The organism is Paenibacillus sp. 2TAB19, from assembly GCF_052115185.1.
Lineage (GTDB): Bacteria > Bacillota > Bacilli > Paenibacillales > Paenibacillaceae > Pristimantibacillus.
The window spans coordinates 59,459-82,950 of record NZ_JBFRGE010000009.1; the positions used below are offsets into that span (position 1 = coordinate 59,459).

Below are 23,492 nucleotides of genomic sequence, written 5' to 3' on the forward strand. Positions count from 1 at the left end.
GAGTAACGATGTCTAAACTCAATATCGGTATTATTCTAGGCAGTACACGCCAAGGACGCGTCAGTCCTCAAGTAGGCGAATGGGTGAAGAGCATTGCCGACCAACGCGGCGACGCGAACTATGAGATTGTTGATATTGCTGAGTACAAGCTCCCTCTCTTGGGCGAAGAAGACGCTACAGAGCAAGCGACAGCTTGGAATACGAAGCTAGCCAGCCTTGACGGCTTCGTATTCATCGTTCAGGAATACAACCATAGTATAACAGGAGCGCTCAAGAATGCGCTTGATTACGCGCGCGATGCGTGGAACAATAAAGCTGCCGGCATTGTGAGCTATGGCTCTGTTGGCGGAGCTCGCGCTGCTGAACATTTGAGAGGCATCCTTGGCGAGCTTTCCGTAGCGGACGTTCGCGTTCATCCGGCTCTTTCCCTCTTCACCGACTTCGAGAACGGCTCGGTATTCAAGCCTGCCGATCTGCATCTAACGAACGTGAACGGCATGCTCGATCAAGTGCTTGCATGGAGCGGCGCTCTCAAGACGATTCGTCAATAAGCCAGGCAGAAGCCTTTCTGCTGCTAAAAGCAGTCAATATCAAAAAAACATCGCCTAATACATAGGCGATGTTTTTTTGCGTTTTTCATAGGAACACCCAAGCTAGTCTATCATTTTTTCATATCATATAGCATTGCTAGAAATAGCAACTATCATATGGGAGGAATGTTTATGATCAACAAGCAAGCATTGCGCAAAAAAATGCTGACGAGCGGGTTGAAGAAAAAATGCGGGCCAAAAAGGCACACGAAGCGCCCCGTACTGTGCAGAAGGAAAGGGTCTGCCTTCTCGGCGATCGCAACCGATGCACAACCCATCGGTAGCACAGGTGTAGTTCAAGTGTTATTTGATCGAGAGCTGTTCGACCTTGCGAACGAATACAATCCAGCAACCTCCATTTTCACTCCGAAGCGGAGCGGCGTTTACGTCTTCTTCGCAAGCATGAATTATCGGCCTTCAACGGAAGATGCTGGTGTCGTATCACTAGCTATTGTCGCAGGAAGTCGAGACATTCAATTCGACTCGGAACCCATTGATCCAATCAACGGCAATCAATTGGACGTAGCTGGCATAGCGAATCTCAGAGCTGGCGAACGCGTTGCCGTACTTGCGGTTGTTAGTGCGGGAAGTGGAGTCATTGAGCCATTCGGCACACGCTTCGAAGGTTCTAGAACTCAATAATTGGACGCAGCTTGCTTTCGATTTCTTCGCGCCTTCCTTCCAGGAACGGAGGCAACGATAACGGCTCGTGCAATACGTTGGTATCATCGCTCACTTCGTAGCCTGGACCTTCGTCTGTAGCAAGCTCGAATACGATGCCGTTTGGATCCCAGAAGTAGAACGAAGTAAAGAAATGACGATCGAGAATTCCTGTGTTTTTGAAACCTTCAGCCGCTATGCGGGATGCCCATCCTTCCAGTTCTTCCTTATTGGCTATTCGAATCGCAACATGATGCACGCTTCCTCGTCCCGGCCTTGCTTTGTCTTCGAGCGCCGATTCCTTCACGTGAATTTCCGTGCTGAGACCGCCCTTACCTGTCTCGAAGATCGATACATCATGCCCCCCATCCCCCAACGCTTTTGCGCTGCGGGTTTTTTTGTATCCTAATAGCCGCTCCAGCACATCAATCGTCTTAGCACTTTCGCTCACGCTCAATACGGCCGGACCAAGGCCAATTATGGCATTATGAGCAGGAATATCTTCAACCTGCCATGCAGCGTATGCCGGGTAAGGCTTGTCGCCTTGGACCGAGACGAGATGGACGGTGAGATCGTCGGGGTCAGAAAACGTCAGCGAAGCTCGTCCTTCCTCATGAACGATATCGCCAACCGACACTTGGCTGCTTTCAAGACGAGCTTTCCAGAAGGACAGCGCATCATCGCTTGGTACCGCTAGCGAGATAGAGGATATGCTGTTCGTCCCCTTGCGTGCATGCCCGGCATTTGGCAGCTCGAAGAAAGTAACCCCCGTCCCCGGCGATCCGAGCTTATCCCCGTAGAATAGATGATACATCCCCACATTGTCCTGATTAACCGTCTTTTTCACAAATCGCAAGCCCATTACTTTCGTATAGAACGCCACGTTCGTTGAAGCGTTCTTCGTAAACATCGATACATGATGCTGTCCAATAATCGGTTTCATGCTTATCTTCCTTTCTATTCCTTATAGCTTCTATTATACAGAAAGAACCCGTGAAGCATATCGTTCACGGGTTCAGAGGTGAAGCTTATTGATTAAGCATGGAACTGCTGCCCATCCAGCACTTCCGGTACATAACCGGCACGGATAACGAAGTCGCCGAAGTACTCGTTGGCTTTGCGTTCCTGTGCGTATCTAGCAAAGATCGGCTGCAGGGAATCGAGAATCTCAGCCTCTCCGATATTCTCTTTGTACAGCTTGTTCAAACGATGACCCGTGAAGCTTCCGCCCAAATACATATTGTATTTGCCTGGCGCTTTGCCGATGAACGAAAGCTCAGCCAACATCGGACGAGCGCAGCCGTTCGGGCAGCCCGTCATACGAATGACGATTTCTTGATCTCTAAGGCCAAGCTCCTCCAGCATCGGATCGAGCTTATCCATCAACGTCGKAAGGTAACGCTCCGACTCCGCCATTGCAAGTCCGCAAGTCGGAAGCGACACGCATGCCATTGAATTTCTACGCAACGCGGAGAAGTGAAGGCMGTCTGTTAAGCCATATTCGCTAGCCAGCGCCTTAATCTTCTTCTTGTTCGCCGTAGTGACATTGGCAATAATCAAGTTCTGATTACCCGTTAAGCGGAAGTCGCCGGTGTGGATCTTGGCAATTTCGCGCAAGCCTGTCATCAGACGGTTGTCGCCGTTATCCATGACACGACCGTTCTGAATGAACAGCGTCAAATGCCATTTGTTGTTGCTGCCTTTGACCCAGCCGTAACGATCGCCGTTGGAATCGAATTCGAACGAACGTGCTTCTTCAAGCTTCCAGCCAAGACGCTCATGCAATTCATTAACGAACCAGTCGAGACCGCGATCGTCGATCGTGTATTTGAAGCGCGCGTGCTTACGAACGGCGCGATCACCATAATCGCGTTGAATCGTAACGGTTTTCTCTGCAACGTCAATAGCCTGCTCCGGCGTACAGAAGCCGATGACCTTCGACACTTGCGGATACGTCTTCGGATCGCCATGGGACATCCCCATGCCGCCGCCAACGCTAATATTGAAGCCCTTCAGCTTGCCGTCTTCGACGATCGCAATATAACCAAGGTCCTGCGAGTAAACGTCAACATCGTTGGACGGTGGAATGGCAATACCGATCTTGAACTTACGCGGCAAATACACTTTGCCGTAGATCGGCTCTTGCTCTTCGCCGTCTTGAAGGCTGTCTACGACCTTCTCGCCGTCAAGCCAAATCTCATGGTATGCTCTCGTACGCGGATCCAAATGCGTGCTGATCTTGTTCGCCCACTCGTACACTTCGCCATGAATGTCGGATTGATACGGATTCGGGTTGCACATGACGTTACGGTTAACGTCGCCGCAAGCCGCAAGCGTACTTAGCAGCGAATCATTCACTTCGCGAATCGTGTTCTTGAGATTCCATTTCAGGACGCCATGCAGTTGGAACGATTGGCGCGTCGTTAGACGGATTGTTCCGTTAGCATATTTGTGTGCAACGGTATCCATCATCAACCATTGCTCCGGTGTAACAACGCCGCCTGCAGCGCGTACGCGCAGCATGAACTGATACGCCGGCTCAAGCTTCTGCTTTGCTCTCTCGTTCCGCAAGTCGCGGTCATCCTGCATATAACTGCCGTGATGCTTCATGAGACGGTTGTCATCCTCAGGAATCGAACCGGTAATCGGGTCCTTCAGCGTCTCTTCAAGACTACCCCGCAAGTAATTGCTTCGAATTTTGATATGCTCGACGTCGCTATGCGGAGCATCGTGCGGAGGATAAAACTCTTTTTTCGACATGCTTGCTATTCTCCCCTCGCGATCAGGAAACGTCTAGTAGACGTCCCGCTGATAACGTTTCTGTTGTTGCAACTGTGCCATATATTCCGTTGCTTGTTCCGGGCTTAACCCGCCGTGACGTCCGATGATCTCAAGCAAGGCTGCATGTACGTCATGCGCCATTCTCTTCTCATCGCCGCATACGTAGACGTGAGCGCCCTCTTGAAGCCATTTGTACAACTCTTCGCCCTTCTCGAGCATCCGATGCTGAACGTATACCTTCTCTGCCGTATCGCGGGAGAATGCTACGTCCATTCGCGTCAATACGCCGTCCTTCAGCCAACGCTGCCATTCCACTTGATATAGGAAATCCGTCGCAAAATGCTGATCGCCATAGAACAGCCACGATTTGCCTTCTGCCCCTGCCTCTTCGCGTTCGCCAAGGAATGCTCTGAACGGAGCGACGCCTGTACCAGGTCCGATCATAATGATCGGCGTGTCCGTGCTCTCCGGCAGCTTGAAGTTCGGATTGTTCTGAATGAAGATCGGGAGCTTGTCGCCCGCAGCTACACGTTCTGCAAGCTGTACCGAGCAGACGCCGTTGCGCTCTCTTCCGTTCGCCTCATAACGAACCGAACGAACGGTAATATGCACTTCTTCAGGGTTTGCGTTCAAGCTGCTTGAGATTGAATACAAGCGAGCTGGGATTTTGCGAAGCAAGGAGACGAATGACTGTGTAGACAATCCCTTAAGCGAATAATCCTTCACAAGATCGATCAAGTCGCGTCCATTAAGGTATGCCTTAAGCTTCTGCTCTTGTCCTTCGCCAACGAGTTCTGTCAGCTCTGCATTAGAAGTTGTCTCAGCGAACTGCTTAAGCAGCGGCTTCGTCAATACAGTAATTTCATAATAAGAGATCAGCGCATCACGCAATGCACGCTGCTCGCCATTTTTGTTGACGGTTACCTTCTCGTCAGCTTTCCAACCCATTAAAGCGATTAGCTCGTCGGCAAGAGCCGAGTCGTTCTCAGGTATGATGCCGATGCTGTCGCCCGGCTCATAAGTCAAGTCGGAGCCTTCCAGCGATATTTCAACATGGCGAGTCTCACGGTCGGAGCCGCGCCCGTTCAGATTCAAGTTCTCAAGCACTTCCGCTTGGAACGGATTCGCTCTCGAATATTCCGATTCAACTGCAACCGCTGCCGGTTGACCGACTGCACTGCCCGCCGCTTGTGTTGCAACGCCAGATTGCGCTTGCACTAGCTTCGCTAATGCGCCAGATACTTGAGACATCCATTCCGTAGCCGTCTCATCGAAGTCAACATCGCAATCCGCACGTTCGACAAGTCTTGTACCGCCTAGCTCCTCGAGGCGTTTGTCGAAGTCTTTGCCGGTTTGGCAGAAGAACTCATAAGACGTATCGCCTAGCGCTAGTATCGAATACTGCAAACCTTCCAATTGCGGAGCGCGCTTGGAATGCAGGAATTCATGGAATGAAATTGCCGTATCGGGCGGTTCGCCTTCGCCGTGCGTACTTACGACGATCAGCAAATGACTGATTTTCTTCAGATTGTTAGGCTTGAAGCTGTTCATCGAAGCCGTTGTTACTTCGAAGCCTTCGCCTTCCAAACGCTTCGCCATCTTCTTCGCCAGCTTGTCGCTGTTGCCCGTCTGCGAGCCGAATAAGATCGTCACGTCTTTGGCAACGGGTGCGAGTGCCTGTACTTGAGCTTGGCCTGCAGCTTGCGGAGCTTCTGCTATCGCAACAGCCGAACCCGCCGAGACCAAGGCAGCGCTTTGCGCAGCCGATAAATAACCACTTAACCAAATACGTTGATAATCCGTCAGAGTCGGCAGAAGACGGTTAAGCCAATCTGATTGCTCTTGATTAAACGGACTGTTTGTTGCCTGGATTTCCAATAGTATCCACCTCGCGCAGCTTCCTGTTTAGAATTGCTTCATTTTTTTCATTATTCGACATTAATCGCATTGAATCTTTCATTACATGACCGTACCATAACTATCGCTATGCGGGCAATTTAAATGAATTTATAACTATTATTAGTTATTCTGATAAAAGGCAATTCCCTTCAAATGGAAGGTTACGCTTGCGGTCCAAAACGCTTCAGATTTCTCTCGCGCGCACGCTCCTGCTCGACCTCGCGATTGCGCGGTTCGGCGCTCGTAACGAGAGAATCCATTAACTGCCGCGCTATGACTGCTATGTCATCGACTGCCTTATGAAATGCTTCTTCGTTCGCCTTGGAAGGCGTATGAAAGCCAGACAGCTTCCGAACGAATTGAAGCGAAGCTTCATGAATTTCTGAATCAGCGACCGGAGGTTCAAAGTTGAATAACGTCTTAATATTTCTGCACATCGACTATTCCCCATTCCTTGACGTACAGGAAAGTATATGATTTTCTCATATATTTTCTATACGTTTCGACGAAACGCTGGCGTCTATAGAAAGGACGCCGTCAGCGGTTTCTTCTTATCCGACTTCACTACTACATCCTACTACATTCTGCTGCTGTAATCTAGCCATTTCCTACAAGATTAGTGTGGATTCGACTTGACTTTTATCCTTTAGCTCTGGACAACGACCGCTTGCCCGAATAAGAGCTGTACATTCTCCAACCAGTCAGCAATGCTGCTGCGAGGCATATACATGCCGACACGGTGAATACGGTGTGCATGCCGCTTAAGAACAGCTCCGGACGATCCGGGACCAAACCTGTAACCCGGTATCCGGCTTCCCTGCTCATGACGTGGAATAAAATAGAAGTTGCTAATGTTATGCCTACAACCATGCCGACATTGCGTACAAGCGAATTGACGCTGCCAGCCGATCCGAGCTGCGTACGCGGAACTTGCGACATAATAAGCGAATTGTTCGGCGATTGGAACAAGCCGCTTCCGATGCCGATCATTCCTATCCAAAGTCCTACTAATAAAATGGAGCTTCGTTCATGCAGTCTAGCCAAGCCAAACTGAGCGATGAACATTACGATAAGCCCGGCGAAAGTGAGCAGCTCCGAACCGATCTTGTCGGACAACGCCCCGCTTAGGGGAGAAACGACAACCATGCATATTGGAAGCAGCATGAGAAGCAGTCCTGCCTCGAATGGCGATAAGTTCAACATATTTTGCGTATAGAACGGTGCAATGATGTTCACGCAGAAGTTCGAAGCGAAAACAAGGAAACCGCATAGAATACTGACCGAGAACATCTGGTTTTTGAACAGAGACAATTGAAGCAACGGCTCTTCCCTCGTTGCCTCGATCCGTAAGAATACCACGAATGCAATTGCTGCAACGGCTAACGATATAATAATCCATGCATTTCCATAACCTGTCTGCTGCCCAAGCAATAGACCGGCGAACAAGGTAAGGATGAAGAGCGCGAACATGGAGCTGCCAGGAACGTCGATCTTGGACTTTACTTTGACCAAGTCGACAGGCAGCACCTTCCAGCCCATTACGAGTGCAATAAGGCCGATCGGCACATTAACCCAAAAGATATATTCCCACCCGATCGAGGAAACGATAATGCCACCTAGACTCGGTCCCGCAATACTGCCAAGCGAGACGAAAGTGCCTATTAATCCAAGCGCCTTGCCGCGTTCCTTAGCTGGGAAAATATCAGTAACAATGCCTTGGCTGTTTGCCATCGTCATCGAAGCGCCTATTGCTTGAATAACTCTGGATACAATAAGGAAAGGCAGCGACTCGCTGAATCCGCAGAGCAGCGATCCAATGATGAAGATGACCGTACCGAGTTTGAACACTTTTATTTTGCCAATCATATCTCCAAGCTTGCCGAAGAAAAGGATCGCCGCACATATCGCCATGAGATAAGCTGTCGTTACCCACTCAATCTCGGCAATAGGCAGACCGAGGTCATCCGATAACGCCGGCAATGCAATATTAACGATGCTGCCGTCCAACGTCGCCATAAACGTGAATAAATTAAGGACGATAAGGATAATCCACCGTTTCTTCTGAACGGCGGCGTCCTCTTGATAAGTGCTCATATTCGTCTTCATTTAAAACGCCTCCTATATGTGATTCGCAATTTGTTGCGTGCGCAACTATTATCGACGTTATTGTATCACCAGTTAGTTGCGCGCGCAACAAAATTCAGTTAAACTAACGGCAGACGTTAGTGGAATGAGGTGTCAAGTTGAAAAATGAACCGATCGGCAAGCTAATTTCTTATATTCACAGGCAAAATCAGAAGGAGCTTAATAAGCATTTTACTCCCTACGGGATCGGAAGCGGCGGCCAGTATAGCTTCTTGAAAGCAGTTCTTGGGACACCGGGGGTAAATCAGGATCAATTGACCCAACAATTGAATTTCGATAAGGCGACAACCGCTAGATCGCTCAAGCATTTGGAATCGGAGGGATATATCGAGCGGAAGCCAGATCCTAACGATCGAAGATCGCTGCTTGTATACCCTACGTCTAAGGCTGAGCAATTTCGGCCTACGCTGCAGCGCATTTTGGACGAAACGAACAAAGTGATGCTTTCGCATTTGAATAACGAAGAGGAAGATCAGATCATCTCTCTGCTCCAGAAAATACGACAAGGGTTTCATGAGTAATGAAGCCTCTTTGTAATCATTTGCGTGAAATCATTTACCTATCCGCACAACTAGGCATATAGTGGAGCATCTACACGCGGAAGGAATAATGAACATGCATCCATATTCATATCCATATGGCTACTCTAATGTTGGCTACGTGCATAACCCGTTACACAATCGTTACCCCATGCTACCTCTACTAGCCTGGCCAACAAATGCTCAAGTATCGGATACAAGCATCGGGTATGAGCACATCCAGCGGCTAACCTTCGTGCTTGTGCACGGCTCCTGGGCAGATGCCACCTTCTGGCATCCCATTGCCGAGCAGTTAAGAAGAATGGGCCACGCCGTCTATACGCCGAATTTGCCGGGTCACGGCTCTGATCCCAATAAAAATGTCACGCATCAGATGATTATCGACTCCGTGACGAACGATATCGTATCGCATCAACTGAAGGATATTGTTCTCGTTGCCCATAGCTTCGGCGGGACAGTTATCCAGAAGGTAGCCGAACGAATTCCAGATCGGCTTAAGCGGCTTGTCTTCATGAACGCCTTCGTCTTGGAGGACGGCCAAAGCTTGTCCGAACAATTCCCACCTCAGGCGCTTGCGCTGTTCGAGCAGCTTAGACAGAGCTCCAAAGACGACACGATTACACTCCCCTTCCCGCTCTTCCGGGAAAACTTCACGAACTTAGCCAGTCTCCAGCTCGCAGAACAGCTGTATCGCACAACTACTCCCGAGCCAGCAGTCCCTGCTTTCACGAAGCTTGATCTCAAGAAGTTTTACAGTCTCCCTACGCCTAAGAGCTATTTGTATTTAACCACGGACAATCTACTTCCCCAGACCGACCAATACAGCTTCCACCCGCTTATGTCGAACAGACTCGGTCTGCATAGGCTCATTAAGATGCCTGGCGATCATATGACGACACCTAAGACACAACCGAAGCAAGTTGCTTGGAAGCTGTATGAGGCAGGCCGGGACTAAATCACGATTTAGAAATAAGAAAAGGCTATCATGCAAAGTCTGTTAGGACTTTGCATGATAGCCTTCGTCTCGTTTCTGAACAACTAGCCTTTAATCGCTTTGGCGATCATCTCGGCGAAATAGATTGCKCCTTCCTTGCCTAAATGGACGCCGTCCTTATTGAACAATTGTTCCTTGTCCTTGCTTGCCGAATACCAATCAATCAGCGATACATTATCGTATTTCTCGGCAGCTTCTGCGAGCGTCTTGTTCACATCATCCTGCCACTCGCGCGGTACGCGTGTATTAATGAGCATAATACGGCGTTCCGAACCGATGGCGTCCAGCAAAGCGTTCAACACCTTCGGCTTGAATGAGCCATTCGTTCCTAGCTCAAGAATGACGATATCACCTAGTCTGCCGCTTTGGATGAAAGCATCGATGACCTCGGATGCATGCGCCATTTGTCTCCCGACCTTGCCATCGACCGTTAAGTTGGGGAATTGCTTCTCCAAATAAGGTGCAGCATTCAGAATAACCGAGTCGCCAATAATCGTGATATCGTCCTTCACAACCTGCTCCTGCTGAGAACCGTTCGGCGTAGTCGTCGGCTGCGTAAGCGGCGGAGCTTCAGTAGCTGGATGATCCGAAGGGTCTGTTGCATCCGGCTGCGGTGTGCTTGTAGGCTTCGTCGTCGGTACCGGCTTCTCCGTAGGCTGCTCCGCAGGAGGTTTGCTTGTGGGCTCAGGCTTGTAACCGGCATGCGTTCCGTCTCCCGGCTCATTGGGCGGCAGGCTAGGCATCGGCGTGTTGACTACTTCGCTGTACGGCGGTTCTGGTATCGAGCCAGCAGGCAGTGCAGCCTCATGCAGCAGCTCTGCATGACTAGCGTAGGATACCGACACCGTCACTAACAACGCGGTAGGCAGTAACATCATCATTTTGCGGAAGTTAAAGCTTAGCAGCATCGCGTTGCTTCTGAGCTCAGCGAACAGCTTCGTGAGCGCACCTCTGCGAATCGGCTCTTCGATATAACGCCATGACAATTCGGCAATTGCCAGTGTTGCTGCTACCTGGAGCAACGCTCTTACCGCGTGGAATTCCCCGAATTGCGCTTGCGGCGTACTAAGTACGATAATCGGATAATGGTAGAGATAAATGCCGTAGGAACGAACGCCAAGCCACCTCAGCGGCTTAAATCCTATAAGATTGCCGAGCTTCACGGCAGGATGCACGATTGCGGCCACAACGGCCGCTGTCGCTATGGAAGCGACAACCATACCGCCTTGATATAAGAAAGAATCATATTCTTTCGTCATTACAATCATCGCGATCATAATACCGAGTCCGATCGAACCAAGCGTATTCAGAGCGACCCGCGATCTCATGGAAATGTTGACCGCAAGTCTTCGGCTGGGCCATACAATAGCAAGCGATGCGCCGATCAGCAGCGAGAACGCTCTTGTGTCCGTTCCGTAATATACACGGCTAGGATCTTCGCCCGGCGAGTAGAGCAGCGTCATCAGACAAGCCGATATAGCTGTTGCAGCGATCGTCCACGATAGCAGTTGACCGCGCATACGCGCGATATGCAGCCCCCCTAACAGCAAAAGAGGCCATAGGAGATAAAATTGCTCTTCTACCGCCAATGACCAGAAATGACCAAGCGGTGATGGAGGTCCAAAAGATTCAAAGTACGATACGTCGTGAAAGATCAGCCACCAATTGCTTATATAGAGCAGCGCCGAGCCAATATCTCCTCCAATGGAGTAAAGCCTGCCCGTATCGGTTAAAAATAACCATAGTGACACTAAGGCGAGCATAATGAACATAGCCRGGAGCAATCTGCGCGCTCTTCGAAACCAGAAGGTTTTGAAATCAATTCGTTTGTGCTCGGACCACTGCGCAAGCAGCAGATCCGTAATGAGATAGCCGGATAAGACGAAAAACATCGTTACTCCTAACAAACCGCCAGGTGTCCAATCAAAGCTTACATGGTAAGCGATTACCGCAAGAACGGCGATCGCTCGAAGGCCATCAAGGCCAGGGATATAACGGGAGCTGTTACCGATTGGTTTAGGCATAATGGTCATTTCCTTTCTTTAAAGGAACGCCATAATGACTTCTCTTTCTTCTTGATGTGTGTGTTGCTCTCCTGCTTCGGCGGTTGTCGTACATGGTGCACAGCCCTTTCTAGTTGCTTCTTGTTTATAGGGTTAATTATATAGCTCATTTATGAAAATGTCGTTACAGAAGAGTAACAAAAAAACGCATATTTGCCGCCGGCAAAGTCATACCCATTAATCCATATGTATGCGCAACGAAAAAAAGCATGCTTACGCCGAAAATGATCGACATAGACATGCTTTTTGTCGCCGTTCAGATGGCAGCTGCAGCTCTCTATTGCGGAGCTAACCCGTAGACGGGCTGTTTGGCACATGCCCCTTCTGATTTCGATTCTCGTCCRTCGATGCCGCGACACTATCCTCCGCTTGCTTCGACTTAGCCGCCAGCGCTTGCTGCTCGCCCTGGAAAGAGCGATGTTTATTCCGAGCCATCGTGCAGACCTCCTCGATCTCGATTCGCATGTATGCATATATGGACGTAATTACGTACGCAAGAGCATGCGATCCAGCCTAGAATTCCCGATACGGCTCTTTATTAATCACGAGACCCTAAGGTTACCTTAATCCCATGGATGTGTAACCGTTAGGAAATCCGCCAGCTTCTTGCTCTCTTCGCGGCGCATTTTGCGCATATCCGCGCGTTGCGGGGCAGTCTCGTAAAGCTTCTTTTCTTCCTCGGTCTCCGGTGTTACGCCCGGTACCGGGACTGGCTTTCGATCCGCATTCAGCGCAACGAAGGTTAGGAAGGAAGTAGCCGCTATGATTCGATCGCCGCTAAGCAAATCCTCCTTGATGACCTTGACGAACACCTCGACGGACGATCGGCCTGTCCACGTCACGAACGCTTCTAGACATACGGAGTCGGATGGACGAATCGGATGCAGGAAGTCAACCGAATCTGTTGATGCCGTTACGACGGAACGTCTGCAATGTTTCGTTGCCGCAATCGAAGCAATATCGTCGATATAAGCCATCAGCTTGCCGCCGAACAGCGTGTTGTGGTTGTTGACGTCAGTCGGAAATACGCGAGCGGTTTTGAAGCATTTCGATTCTCTAGAAAAACGTTGTTCCATCTTTATCTTTCCCCTCTACTATATACGGACAGCAATTGCTGTATCGCTCTCTCTGAATCCACCTCTACGCAGATCTCGACCGCCCGCCCCACCGTTGGCTTCACTCGTCGATCGGTTATAATCATCCCTGCCGTCAATCCGCTGCCGCAATCGATAACGGCTGGCAGCGTCTGGACTTGAACAAGCGATGGATTCAGCGCAACGAGAACTGCGAGAGGATCATGCATCGGGCATTCACCCAAGAAGTTGTTGGACTTATTGTAGAAATCGAAATAAACCTCCATCGATTCCGTTAGAAACTTAACGATCGGCTGTCTCTCTTCTGACGCATGCTGCGATAAGTAGGCCAGATGCGATCGGGATAGTCTTGTCTTCTGCGTTACATCAAGACCAACGACAGTAAGCGGCACGCTTGATTCGAATACAAGGGCTGCCGCTTCCGGATCGCCATGCAGATTCGCTTCACTGACCGGCGTCGCATTGCCCGGCGCGAATACCGTACCGCCCATGACGAACACTCGCTTCAGCTTGTCCGCCACAGACGGATCTTTCATCAGCGCAAGCGCCAGGTTAGTCAGTCTTCCGACCGTAACGAGCGTCAGCTCGCCCGGATTCTCGGATGCCATGCGGATGATGAAGTCAGCCGCTGATTCCTCGAGCAGCTTCTGAGGCGATCTCGGAAGGTCCGCATCGCCGATGCCGTTATGTCCGTGAATATGAGGAACAGCTCCTTTGAAAGCACGCTTTAATGGAGCTGCCGCGCCTGCTGCAACCGGAACTTCATAGCCGCAATTGGCGAGCCTAATGACTCGCAGCGTATTTTCCGTCGCTTGCTCCATGTCGATATTGCCGAATCCCGTCGTAATGCCCTCCACCTTAATGTCTGGCGAGAGCAGCGCGAACAATATAGCTGCAGCGTCATCGACGCCTGTATCTACATCTAATATCATACGTAATGGATTGCTCATGTCACAAAACCTCCCTCGTGTACGTCCATTGTAATCGATAGAGGCGAATGTTGCCAAAAACTTTTTATCGAGCTCTCCCGTCTCCATGTCCGTCGCATTATCCGAAGAAATAGCTGATATAGATCATAACGAGCAATCCGATAATTAACGAATACGTAGCCGATCGCTCATAACCGTGCCCGTGTGTCTCTGGTATAAGCTCCTTGTAGACAATGAACAGCATCGCACCGGAAGCAAAGGCCAGTCCATAGCCGATTAATTCTTGTATGTAGCTTGCCGTGAAGTAACCGACGATAGCCGATACGACCTCCATTAAGCCGGTCAGCGTAACAAGAAGCATCAGCTTCAGCTTACTTACCTTCGAATGGATCAGGAATATGGCGAGAACAAGCCCTTCCGGCATATTCTGAGCGCCGATAGCGATTGCAACCATCGGCCCTAAGCCGGCATTTTCGCTGGCATAGCTGAATCCTGTGCTTAACCCTTCCGGAATGTTATGGATGAACAGCGCAATGATGACAAGTAGCGACTTGGAATCAAACGAGGAAATGCCCCGTTCATTCTCGACATCAATATGCGGAATGTTCTTCTCCAATAGATCGAGCGCTATAATACCGATCAGCAATCCGATCGTGAGAGGGATAATGCCGGATTCATTCAACGCCTGAGGCATTAATCCGAATGTTGATGCGGACACCATGATGCCCGCGGTAAAAGCGATGAGCACGTCCTTCCATCTCTCGGACAAGCTCTTCACGAACAGCAATGGTACGGCGCCAAGCACCGTTGCCATTGCTGATATAAAGCTGCCTATAAGTGCCGCTGTCATGTTGTTTATGGATTCTCCTTGTCGCCTGTTAGGTATGCATTCCACTCCCGCTGCCCGTAGCGCTATTCGCGGGAGCAGTGTCGGCCTGATCTTTGCGGATTTGCTCCAGCAGTGCCTCGACCTCTTTTCTTGACTTGGCGATTATAATCGTTTTCTCGCCTTCAATAGCTTCAAGCTTCCTGAGTATCGTCGGCCGGTTTCGTTTCCTATAGTTCCATACCCAGACGATGAACGACCAATCCAGCTTCTCCGGGCATTGCTCGTTCAGATCGGGTCTCGTACGCCCTTGATATTGCATTCTGCGCTTAATTATACGATACATACATAATAATCGCGGTGCATCGAGAAAAATGACGGTATCTGCTCGAGAAATGCGCAAATCGAGCGTGCGAGAGTAATTGCCGTCCATAATCCACGCCTCTTGCTCGGCGAACGACTTCACAACCTCATCCCACTCGTCATTAGGAGTCGCTACCCAATTCGGCTGCCAATAATAGCGGTCAAGATGAATGACAGGCACCTCAATGAGGTGGCTTAGCTTCCTTGACAAGGTCGACTTGCCAGCGCCCGCTGAGCCGATAATCAGCACTCTCTTCATCGCTTATTCAGCCCTTCGCGGACTAAGTCTAAGAAATAAGAACGATGCTCGCTGCGGCATGCGATTAAGTAAGGTCTACCGCCCGTCCCAGTGAAAGGATTTCCCTCATAGTCCATGACGATTCCGCCGGCTTCTTGCACGATGAGCAGCCCCGAATACAGATCTTCGCCTTCGGAATTGTAAACGATAATGCCGTCCAGATCCCCTCTAGCCAGCATCGTCCATTGCAGAGTCGGCGCCCATAACCGCATCATTCTACGCGATGACGCATCAATGTGGTGACGAAGCTTGGCGGCTGTTTCATCATGCTGCACCTGATGACCTTGGATCCAGCCCACTCTAGCTTTCGCTAGCGCTCCCCGCTCCCCGATCGCTACTCGTATGCCATTATAAGTCGCTCCCTCACCTGTCACTGCTACGTATAACCGTTCTGTCATCGGCTCAAAGATAACAGCAAGTATCGGGTTATCGTGGTGCACAAGTGTAATCGAAACCGCAAATAACGGTAAGCCGACCGCGTAATTATTCGTCCCGTCTAGCGGATCGACCAGCCATGTCCATTCGCTTGAAGAGGCAATCTCGCCTGCTTCCTCCGACTGAATGCGATGTCCGGGAAATACCGATTGAATTTTATGTAAAATAATGGCTTCGGCCATATGATCCGCTTCTGTTACCAGATCGCCGTGCTCATCCTTCTCGCGAACCTGGTTCAGCATTCCGAATCGTTCTCGAATGACCCGACCTGCTTCATAGGCCGATGATATGGCGACCTCTCTTGCAATACGAACGACTTGCTGCTCCATCATCGCACCTCCACGACTTACTGACTGAGATTACATTGTATATTCAGAAACACCGATCGTATACATGAATTTCTTTTTAAGGATCATCTCATTGCGGTTGCACGGTATAAAAATGCAGCTTGTTACCTGACGGATCAGTGAGGCTCACTTGATTCCAATGGCTATCGAAGCCTGGCCGGGCGAACTTAAAGGTTTTGGCGAGCAAATGCTCTTGTAGCCGCTTAGCATCTTCAACCTCTACCCGAATCGCGCTGCCTGGATTACAATCTCCGAAGTGCTCCGATAGATGAAGAATACAATCATCCTTCGATAGCTGCATATAGAGAGGCATATCCGGCTCAAATCGATGCTCCCAGTCCACCGTAAATTCCAGAAAGTCGATATAAAACTGTTTCGTTAGCGCTTCATCAAAAAACCGTAAAATAGGCACTACTCTCTTCACGGTACGCCTCCTTTATAGTCAAAGATTTATCGCTGCGACCACGAAGCTCGAACATACCCGATTCGCATGCCGACCTTCTCCATATTACGATGACTTGACGATAAGAAGCCGCATTGTGCAACAGCTAGCTCGCATCCTAACTGGGCCGCATAATGAATGCGCTCTCGCAACAATCGGCTTTGCAGACCTCTCCTTCGATAGTCGGGAAGTGTCGCGGCAAAAGTGAAGGAAGCGATGCGATTGCTAACATGCATGACGCCGACAGCAGCAGGCTCACTCTCGATTGTTGCGATAAAGAACGACCAACCAGGGCGATCATACAGCACCTTGTTATTGCGCGCGACATGCGGTATGCCGTCATAGGACAGCCCTGTCGACAGACAGTGGATACGCGCATACGTTTCGAATTCATCCGACTCAATCATCCGGATTCGAAGCGAGTCCTCATCTGCAAAAATTTGGGGAACAGGAGTCACATACATTGAAGTATGGAAGCCGGATTGATAGAATCCGCGTTCCGCCAGCGCGCCAAGCAGCGACTGATCGACGAGTGACGGGATTATTTCAAAATGCGCTTTGCGACCTCGCGCTTGATAGAAGTCAATGATCGAATCCAGATGCTCCAGATCTGCGCTTCGCAGTCCTTTAACCGTGTTGAAGCTTGGCCAAGGCATCGTCTCGCTGTAGTAACAGGTTGCATTCCCAGCTTGCCGTAACTCGATCCCTTCCGGATTGCCCAGCCTTTGCTGGATGGCAATCATTCGGTCGGTCATGTAATCCGTCTCCGACTGAACGATACGAGCAATTAAATGGTTCGATAGCCGTTGCTCTTCCATTTGCGAATTAGCCCTCCTCTGCCTCCGACTTTGCCTCAACCGAAAGTTTTACTTCAGCTATACGAAGACGCTGCTGGGCGAACGTGTGGAAACGCTGGAACTCCGCATCGTCCTTGAATACATTCCGTAATATTTTGTGCGTATCAACATTGTCTCGCCGAACCATTCGGAAGCTGTTCTCGTCCACGGTAATTTCCTTGTAATGCTCCCATTCTTTGAAGCCGCTTTCCTTATTAGTTGTCATCTCCACGCCTTCGTGCGAGTAATTCATACGCACCTCGCCATGTTTTCTCATTCGGAGATAGAAGAAGAGCGGAACAAGTCCCAATGATACGATCAACTTGAGTCCGAAGTAAATCGATATGAGCCAGCACACCATACTAATCGTAATTAATATTTCCTTCGTGTTCACCGCAAGCAGAATACCGCAAACCGTAATTATTGCATTGCCCAAGACGCGATAAGGATGTTTGCCGAACAAGTCTGACCATATTTGCTTAAAACAGCCTGATAACGTATATCGATATTGGATAGAAAATGTGGGATTCGTCAAAGCTGCTGCACCTCTCCTATGTTTCATATAAAATGCCGTACTATCGCTTTGCCAGCAAGCTTTCTACGACAGCCTGCACTCGTCTGGCACGTGTATCAACCTTCTTCGCATCCTCGATCAGCTGAACCGCTTCCCTCTGCTTCGAGTAAGATAGCTTATTACGGAACGCATCTTCCAGCCCGCTGCCGCGAAGCGCTGCCATGAGATCCRCCGGAAGGTCGACCATACGCGGCGCATCGTCTGGATAGATAACGACATTCACCATATCTCCTGCCGCTAAACCAACCTTGCTGCGGACTACCTTAGGTATGCCGAGACAATGGCAATCCATGCCCATTTTCACAAGCGAACCTCTGTACTCGGTTCCATCCCGGAACACAGCCTTCACTTTCACTTGTCCCATCGTATTAAACTCCTTATATACATCGTACGGGAATTCAATATAGGCGGCATCCATGCCATCATGCTTAAGCAGTTCTGCTTGCACCTCATAGGATTTCAATAGGCACTCCTCCTCATATAATAAAGTCACGGCCGTTCAGGGCTGCATGTTCCGAGTCAATATAATCGTACGATTAATTATAGCAACGATACCAAATATAATCGCAAATGTTCCATGACCCAATTCGAACAGAGCAGCGATTGCCAAGCCGAAGATGATCGTTTCCACCGCCAATACTCCGTAGAGCGGCAGCTTGACTGTCGCCTTCGGCGATATGATCTTCCCCCAGACATAAGCTGCGCTCACCGGAACGCCAAGTCCAACGATTAGCTTAAGCCACAATGGCGCTTCGAGATGAAATCCCCAGTAGCATAAGGCAATCATAATTACGATTTCCAACAGAAACCGCAACGATAGATTCAAGACTCGAAACATAACGCCCCTCCTTAAGTCTGCTCATACAAATCCCCCTACACCTTACAGGCTATAGAGGGACTGTAGTTACCTATACAATCTTGACTATCGATTAGCGCAATAGGCAACCACTTCGTCATAAGACAAGCTGCCACCGAAAATATCTAACGCGCTTCCAATCGTAAGATCGATCTTGCCCGCTGACAAGGCAGCGAACAGCTCCAGATCGGCAAACGATCTAACGCCGCCTGCATAAGTTGTCGTAATCGAAACCCATTCGGCGAGTGACTTCACCAAGCTTTGTTGGAAACCTTGCTGCTTGCCTTCCACATCAACGGCGTGAATGAGAAACTCATCGCAATATTGCTCCAAATACGCGATATTGTCAGGATTGACCTCGAAGTCAGTGAACTGCTTCCACTGATTGCTGACGACGAACCACTTGCCATCCTTTTCCTTGCAGCTGAGATCGATAACGAGACGTTCTTTGCCGACAGCTGCCAGCATGTTGTCGAGGTTATCCTTGTCCAGCTTGCCGTCTCGGAATATATACGATGTCACAATAACATGCGAGGCGCCTTGATCCAAGTAATGCTGCGCGTTCTCGGCGTTAATGCCGCCGCCAATCTGCATGCCGTTCGGATACTCATTCAATGCGCGTATCGCTGCTTCTGTATTACCGCCGCCAAGCATAATAACATGGCCGCCAGTCAGCTTGTCCCGCTTGAACAGCGAGGCGTAATAAGCGGAGTCATGCGTAGATACGAAGTTCTCAATGATGCCTTCTTGATCGGCATGAAGCGTTTCCCCTACAATTTGTTTCACTTTACCGTCATGAAGATCGATACATGGCTTGAATTTCAAGAGCTGTCTCCACCATTTCCTGTATGTAGTCTAGTCGCCCAGATGGCATAACCAATTTGTTTTCATTTTACTTCAGATCGCTCATTATGGAAAGAATGAACCTAGCAATTAAGCAAGTCGGCCGTTCCATGCTTGATACCAGCGAGGAATTATGCTTGCGAATTGATCGTGATCCGCGACTACTCTTTCTACTTTTGCCATCATGATCTTCAGCTCTTCCGGCTTAACCTTCATAATCCATACAATAGAAGAGATCGTACACATGGCAACATAGAGCGCGTAAAGCTGCCAAAAAGTTTCGCTTGGCTCATTCAAGTTATGATAACCTTTGATCTGACCAATGGAGAATGGAATACTCACTTCTGCGCTGAAAAATCCAGTCTTCAAAAACTCATGCACAGGATCGCCCCAATCCATTCGGTTAAAGTCGATCGCTCCTGCAAAAGCTTTATTGCGCACAATTAAGTTAGCTGTATGATAATCGTCATGCTGGAACAGATTTGGACGATTGTTCATCCAATGAAGATGCTCCTCGATAAACGACAATATCGCAGAGTCACCAGCAATTCGCACTCCGCAATCTCTGTATTGCTCCACATATCGGAGGTGCTTAGCTGCCTTGCGGCTATACCAATCCTCCACCTTATTGTCGGCCTTCAACTGATGTATTAGCTGCAGTTGTCGCCCCGCTTCCAGTCCGATCTCATATTGCTCCTCATCTGAAAAGCGAGGCAGCATGTCGGAAGCATCTTCACCTTCCACATAAGTTAATACCATAAACCCTAGCGCGACAACGGTCATCCGCCCGATCTCTATTGCATGCGAGCATTTCACGCCAAGCGTCTCCAACTGCTTCAGCACATCGTATTCGGCTTGCTTCTGATCCAATTCGCTGAGGCTGAAGCATTTTAGGAAGAAACGCTTATCCGGTTTGCTGACAATAAACTTCATATCTCCCGAGTAGCCTTTATACACTTGCTCGATTACGGTGTATCCTCTCAAACTTTGTATATCTCGATTAATCCAATCATGTACTTGGGTCGTTTGCATAGCTATCCCCCTTCCTTAGTCCAAGCTACTTAAACCTCGCGTCGAAAGCGCTCTGATCTCCATTAAACACATTGATATCTACATACGCATCTATTCCATCCACTCTGCCGCGATTGCAATATTGCCATAGCAGCCAATCTCGATCGCCTTTCAAAGATGGAGGCTTAAGGATATCGCGTATCCAAATTTCGTAATCCTCAAAGCCTGAGGATACATATTTGTTATACGTATCATACGTAACATAAAGAATCGGTTTTTTGGAATAATAGGTTTYGACACTGTTACTGAACAACTTTAGTTCCTGCTGAATCTGTTCTACCGGATGATCTAATGCTATTTCCAGATCGATAACTGGCGGCAATGACTGCTCTTCCTTAGGAACGTTGCTAATGAACAACTTGGCTTGCTCCTCGCCAGAACTTCTGGCAGAGAAGAAGTGATAGGCTCCCGTCGTAAACCCGGCTTTCTTCGCTTCCTCCCAATTACTCTTAAACGTATCGTCTACGTAGTCGTGACCTTCCGTTGCTTTCAAATACACGAATTGATATTTACCGCTTGAAGCCACTTTCTGCCAATCGACTTCCCCTTGATAATGCGACGCATCAAGTCCGCGAATTTCGTAGCCGGATGCAAATAGACTCGTATGCCATATGTAGCCCTTATATTCTAGGAAAGCTAGAACTGCAGCTGCTACCATCGCAATAATTGCGATCTTTTTGAGCTTCATCATTACACCAGTTCTCCGTTTCATCTCAGCCCTATCGCCCACGGTACATCAAGGCTTCGACTTCTCATATCTATAGAGCACGCCGTTATCCGGCTTCATCTTCATTCTCGTTCGAGCTGCATAACCTCTTCTGATAAGCTCCCTGTTCAAAGCGTTCATGAAAGCGCCATGTGTGATGACAAGAACATTCAACTGCGGGTGCGATTCGAGATATGTGACGACCTGCTCCGCTCTTGCTTCCGTATGCTTGCGGCTCTCCTTTTGCGAGCGATGGCAACAAAACCATCCTATACGGCTTAGCAGCAGCCATAAATTATAATGAAGCTTTATTCGCGAACGGAACATCGGCTCTAAGCCAATTTCTCTTAGGCTAGGCAGTCTAGTTACGATTCCAGGGAACAGCAGATCAGCCGTTCGTTCCGCTCGAATAAGATCGCTGCTGAAGCAGAGCTCCCACTTGGTCCCATCCCATTGCATCTCATTAGGAATGACGTCTGCTGTATTATACTGACTGATCCAGTCTTCGAATTCGACGGAAGTTAACCATGAGCGCTCCGATTTGAAGGCCACCTTAAAATGCCTGACCAATCCGATTATCATCCTGCACCTACTTTTTGCATTCAAGCTGCAAAGACTATAATAACTACTTAATCAATATAGATTCGAATCTTGCAATTAGATCATTAATTTCCTTAATTCTTGCTAGAGAATCAATCCATTCGTTCGGCACTGCATCTAGTCCGTAGTAAAGACCCGCCAGTCCACCCGTAACGGCGCCTGTCGTATCCGTATCCTCGCCTAAGTTGATCGCCTTCATGACCGCTTCCCTGTAACTTCTAGTCGTTAGCAGACACCAGATCGATGCTTCCAATGTATGAATGACATATCCGCTGGACGCAATATCGCTTTCACCGAGCAAGCGGAAATCGCCAAACAATAGTCGATCGAAAGGTTTTAAATGAGGCTCAATGCGATACTGTTCCACTATAACGGCTCTCGTAGCGGCCAGCGCTTCGTCCAATGAATGACCCTCCAGCAAATAAATGGCCATCTCCACGTAAAATTGACAAGCGATAATCGAAATCGGATGACGATGCGTAACCGAGGATACGTCAGCGACTGCTTTCATTCGTTCTTCCAAAGAAGCCTCTCGCATGAAAAAAGCCATCGGCAGAATGCGCATCAGCGATCCATTTCCGTTAGAAGATAGGTCGCTGCCTCCCGCAAGCAAAGGACTTATCTTATCTTTACGGACTCGAATAATAGCCGCTTTCGTTGCATTGCCAATATCGAACACTTCTCCATAAGGCGTCCAATAGCCTTCGAACAGCCATTTCGCGAATCGATCCGATAGATCATCGAGATCCACTTTATTACGGCTCGCTAAGCTCTCCAACAGACAGAACGTCATCGTGCTGTCGTCCGACCATGAGCCGGGAGGCAAATGATAAGTGCCATAACCAATCATATCGACCACCGGTTTACTCGCTATCGTATCGCGATGCTTAAATTCAACTGGCACGCCTAATGCGTCGCCGAGGCATAACCCGAGAATACCGTCCTTTACTTTGCTCATCTAGTGATTGCCTCCATTCGAAGATCATGTATTGCTATAGCTCAACCGGCAACCCTTGCGCATACATTTGAAGGGCGTTCGTATGTTGATCAAGCACATCCATCGTCTTTGCACTTGGCGTCGCGAATATAACCGGATAATCGATCTCCCCATATTGCGGGCGAATCGGAAATGCCAGCCTTTCCTCCTCCAAGCTGAACTCCGCCACAATACCTTTCTTATTTCCGCGCGCATCCAGCCGGAACCAGCGTCCATGACCGCGCAAATATACCGCATTAAGCGCATGTATGCAGTAGCCTGTATCCGGTGTATCCCCTAATGTAAGCTTCTGATAGCAAAAGCCCGTTGGAATATCAACAGCTCTTAAGAGCGCAGCCAGTAGATTCGACTTTGCGTAACAGATCCCTTCCTTGAATCTGAGCACCTCAGACGCCGTCTTTGTTATACGCTCGCTTTGGATGTCCCAGGTATGCGATATTTCATCACGAACGAAACGGTATGCCGTTTCAGTCATTTCAACTTCATTCATGCTCCGCTGGAAAAGCTTCTTCGCCAACATTTGAATTTCTTGATGACTGTAATCCACCTCATCCAGTTCAGCCAAATAATTCGCCATATGATTCGATTCAGCTATTAGCTTCAT

The 23,492-nt window shown here is 49.1% G+C and carries 27 protein-coding genes; 4 read left to right on the forward strand and 23 right to left on the reverse strand.

What is annotated here, in order from left to right; translation table 11 throughout:
- Positions 1-8: 8 nt before the first annotated feature.
- Positions 9-551, forward strand: coding sequence for an NADPH-dependent FMN reductase (locus AB4Z33_RS06090; protein WP_442049060.1), 543 nt, complete (start codon positions 9-11; stop codon positions 549-551).
- Positions 552-722: 171 nt separating this feature from the next.
- The gene (locus tag AB4Z33_RS06095) at positions 723-1,232 is read left to right on the forward strand and encodes a C1q-like domain-containing protein (RefSeq protein ID WP_442049061.1); all 510 of its coding nucleotides are present in this window, start codon (positions 723-725) and stop codon (positions 1,230-1,232) included.
- Here AB4Z33_RS06095 and AB4Z33_RS06100 read toward each other — a convergent pair.
- From AB4Z33_RS06100 to AB4Z33_RS06120, 5 genes are all read right to left on the reverse strand, one after another.
- On the reverse strand, positions 1,219-2,193 hold the full coding sequence (locus AB4Z33_RS06100; RefSeq protein ID WP_442049062.1) for a VOC family protein: 975 nt from the start codon (positions 2,191-2,193) through the stop codon (positions 1,219-1,221). The genes AB4Z33_RS06095 and AB4Z33_RS06100 overlap by 14 nt on opposite strands.
- 92 nt (positions 2,194-2,285) lie before the next feature.
- Positions 2,286-4,010, reverse strand: a complete 1,725-nt coding sequence (gene cysI / locus AB4Z33_RS06105; RefSeq protein WP_442049063.1) for an assimilatory sulfite reductase (NADPH) hemoprotein subunit — start codon at positions 4,008-4,010, stop codon at positions 2,286-2,288.
- 33 nt (positions 4,011-4,043) lie between these two features.
- Positions 4,044-5,909, reverse strand: a complete 1,866-nt coding sequence (locus AB4Z33_RS06110; protein WP_442049064.1) for an assimilatory sulfite reductase (NADPH) flavoprotein subunit — start codon at positions 5,907-5,909, stop codon at positions 4,044-4,046.
- A gap of 182 nt (positions 5,910-6,091) precedes the next feature.
- Complete coding sequence (locus tag AB4Z33_RS06115; protein WP_442049065.1) at positions 6,092-6,367, reverse strand: DUF2277 domain-containing protein; 276 nt, start codon at positions 6,365-6,367, stop codon at positions 6,092-6,094.
- A 202-nt stretch (positions 6,368-6,569) separates the two neighbouring features.
- Entirely contained in the window at positions 6,570-8,036 is a 1,467-nt protein-coding gene (locus tag AB4Z33_RS06120; RefSeq protein WP_442049066.1) for an MFS transporter, read from the reverse strand.
- Between the two features lie 137 nt (positions 8,037-8,173).
- Here AB4Z33_RS06120 and AB4Z33_RS06125 point away from each other — a divergent pair, with 137 nt between their 5' ends.
- A complete protein-coding gene (locus AB4Z33_RS06125; RefSeq protein ID WP_442049067.1) occupies positions 8,174-8,596 on the forward strand; it encodes a MarR family winged helix-turn-helix transcriptional regulator in 423 nt (140 codons plus the stop codon).
- A gap of 94 nt (positions 8,597-8,690) precedes the next feature.
- Positions 8,691-9,569 carry an alpha/beta fold hydrolase gene (locus tag AB4Z33_RS06130; RefSeq protein ID WP_442049068.1) on the forward strand — a complete coding sequence of 293 codons (879 nt, stop codon included), beginning with the start codon at positions 8,691-8,693 and terminating at the stop codon, positions 9,567-9,569.
- A gap of 83 nt (positions 9,570-9,652) precedes the next feature.
- Here AB4Z33_RS06130 and AB4Z33_RS06135 read toward each other — a convergent pair whose 3' ends face one another.
- From AB4Z33_RS06135 to AB4Z33_RS06220, 18 genes are all read right to left on the reverse strand, one after another.
- Entirely contained in the window at positions 9,653-11,632 is a 1,980-nt protein-coding gene (locus AB4Z33_RS06135; RefSeq protein ID WP_442049069.1) for an acyltransferase family protein, read from the reverse strand.
- Positions 11,633-11,959: 327 nt separating this feature from the next.
- Positions 11,960-12,106: a hypothetical protein gene (locus AB4Z33_RS06140; RefSeq protein WP_442049070.1), complete on the reverse strand. Its 147-nt coding sequence runs from the start codon at positions 12,104-12,106 to the stop codon at positions 11,960-11,962.
- Positions 12,107-12,234: 128 nt separating this feature from the next.
- The gene (locus AB4Z33_RS06145) at positions 12,235-12,747 is read right to left on the reverse strand and encodes an acyl-CoA thioesterase (protein WP_337101222.1); all 513 of its coding nucleotides are present in this window, start codon (positions 12,745-12,747) and stop codon (positions 12,235-12,237) included.
- A 2-nt stretch (positions 12,748-12,749) separates the two neighbouring features.
- The gene (locus AB4Z33_RS06150; RefSeq protein ID WP_442049071.1) at positions 12,750-13,715 is read right to left on the reverse strand and encodes a nucleoside hydrolase; all 966 of its coding nucleotides are present in this window, start codon (positions 13,713-13,715) and stop codon (positions 12,750-12,752) included.
- A gap of 97 nt (positions 13,716-13,812) precedes the next feature.
- Positions 13,813-14,544, reverse strand: a complete 732-nt coding sequence (locus AB4Z33_RS06155) for a ZIP family metal transporter (RefSeq protein ID WP_442049072.1) — start codon at positions 14,542-14,544, stop codon at positions 13,813-13,815.
- Positions 14,545-14,572: 28 nt separating this feature from the next.
- Positions 14,573-15,142 carry a DNA topology modulation protein gene (locus tag AB4Z33_RS06160; RefSeq protein ID WP_442049073.1) on the reverse strand — a complete coding sequence of 190 codons (570 nt, stop codon included), beginning with the start codon at positions 15,140-15,142 and terminating at the stop codon, positions 14,573-14,575.
- Positions 15,139-15,948: an inositol monophosphatase family protein gene (locus AB4Z33_RS06165; RefSeq protein ID WP_442049074.1), complete on the reverse strand. Its 810-nt coding sequence runs from the start codon at positions 15,946-15,948 to the stop codon at positions 15,139-15,141. The genes AB4Z33_RS06160 and AB4Z33_RS06165 overlap by 4 nt, the downstream gene beginning before the upstream one ends.
- A gap of 85 nt (positions 15,949-16,033) precedes the next feature.
- Entirely contained in the window at positions 16,034-16,387 is a 354-nt protein-coding gene (locus tag AB4Z33_RS06170) for a glyoxalase superfamily protein (protein ID WP_442049075.1), read from the reverse strand.
- 26 nt (positions 16,388-16,413) lie between these two features.
- Positions 16,414-17,223, reverse strand: coding sequence for a GNAT family N-acetyltransferase (locus tag AB4Z33_RS06175; protein WP_442049076.1), 810 nt, complete (start codon positions 17,221-17,223; stop codon positions 16,414-16,416).
- A 7-nt stretch (positions 17,224-17,230) separates the two neighbouring features.
- Positions 17,231-17,776: a hypothetical protein gene (locus AB4Z33_RS06180; protein WP_442049077.1), complete on the reverse strand. Its 546-nt coding sequence runs from the start codon at positions 17,774-17,776 to the stop codon at positions 17,231-17,233.
- Between the two features lie 40 nt (positions 17,777-17,816).
- The gene (locus tag AB4Z33_RS06185; protein ID WP_442049078.1) at positions 17,817-18,278 is read right to left on the reverse strand and encodes a YdeI/OmpD-associated family protein; all 462 of its coding nucleotides are present in this window, start codon (positions 18,276-18,278) and stop codon (positions 17,817-17,819) included.
- A gap of 36 nt (positions 18,279-18,314) precedes the next feature.
- Entirely contained in the window at positions 18,315-18,653 is a 339-nt protein-coding gene (locus tag AB4Z33_RS06190; protein WP_442049079.1) for a YrdB family protein, read from the reverse strand.
- A gap of 84 nt (positions 18,654-18,737) precedes the next feature.
- Positions 18,738-19,496: a phosphoribosylformimino-5-aminoimidazole carboxamide ribotide isomerase gene (gene hisA / locus AB4Z33_RS06195; RefSeq protein WP_442049080.1), complete on the reverse strand. Its 759-nt coding sequence runs from the start codon at positions 19,494-19,496 to the stop codon at positions 18,738-18,740.
- 108 nt (positions 19,497-19,604) lie between these two features.
- Positions 19,605-20,546 carry an aminoglycoside phosphotransferase family protein gene (locus AB4Z33_RS06200; protein ID WP_442049081.1) on the reverse strand — a complete coding sequence of 314 codons (942 nt, stop codon included), beginning with the start codon at positions 20,544-20,546 and terminating at the stop codon, positions 19,605-19,607.
- 25 nt (positions 20,547-20,571) lie between these two features.
- Positions 20,572-21,276, reverse strand: a complete 705-nt coding sequence (locus tag AB4Z33_RS06205; RefSeq protein ID WP_442049082.1) for a GH25 family lysozyme — start codon at positions 21,274-21,276, stop codon at positions 20,572-20,574.
- A gap of 45 nt (positions 21,277-21,321) precedes the next feature.
- Positions 21,322-21,861, reverse strand: coding sequence for a histidine phosphatase family protein (locus tag AB4Z33_RS06210; protein ID WP_442049083.1), 540 nt, complete (start codon positions 21,859-21,861; stop codon positions 21,322-21,324).
- A 55-nt stretch (positions 21,862-21,916) separates the two neighbouring features.
- Positions 21,917-22,849: an ADP-ribosylglycohydrolase family protein gene (locus tag AB4Z33_RS06215; RefSeq protein ID WP_442049084.1), complete on the reverse strand. Its 933-nt coding sequence runs from the start codon at positions 22,847-22,849 to the stop codon at positions 21,917-21,919.
- A gap of 34 nt (positions 22,850-22,883) precedes the next feature.
- A complete protein-coding gene (locus tag AB4Z33_RS06220) occupies positions 22,884-23,492 on the reverse strand; it encodes a transglutaminase-like domain-containing protein (protein WP_442049085.1) in 609 nt (202 codons plus the stop codon).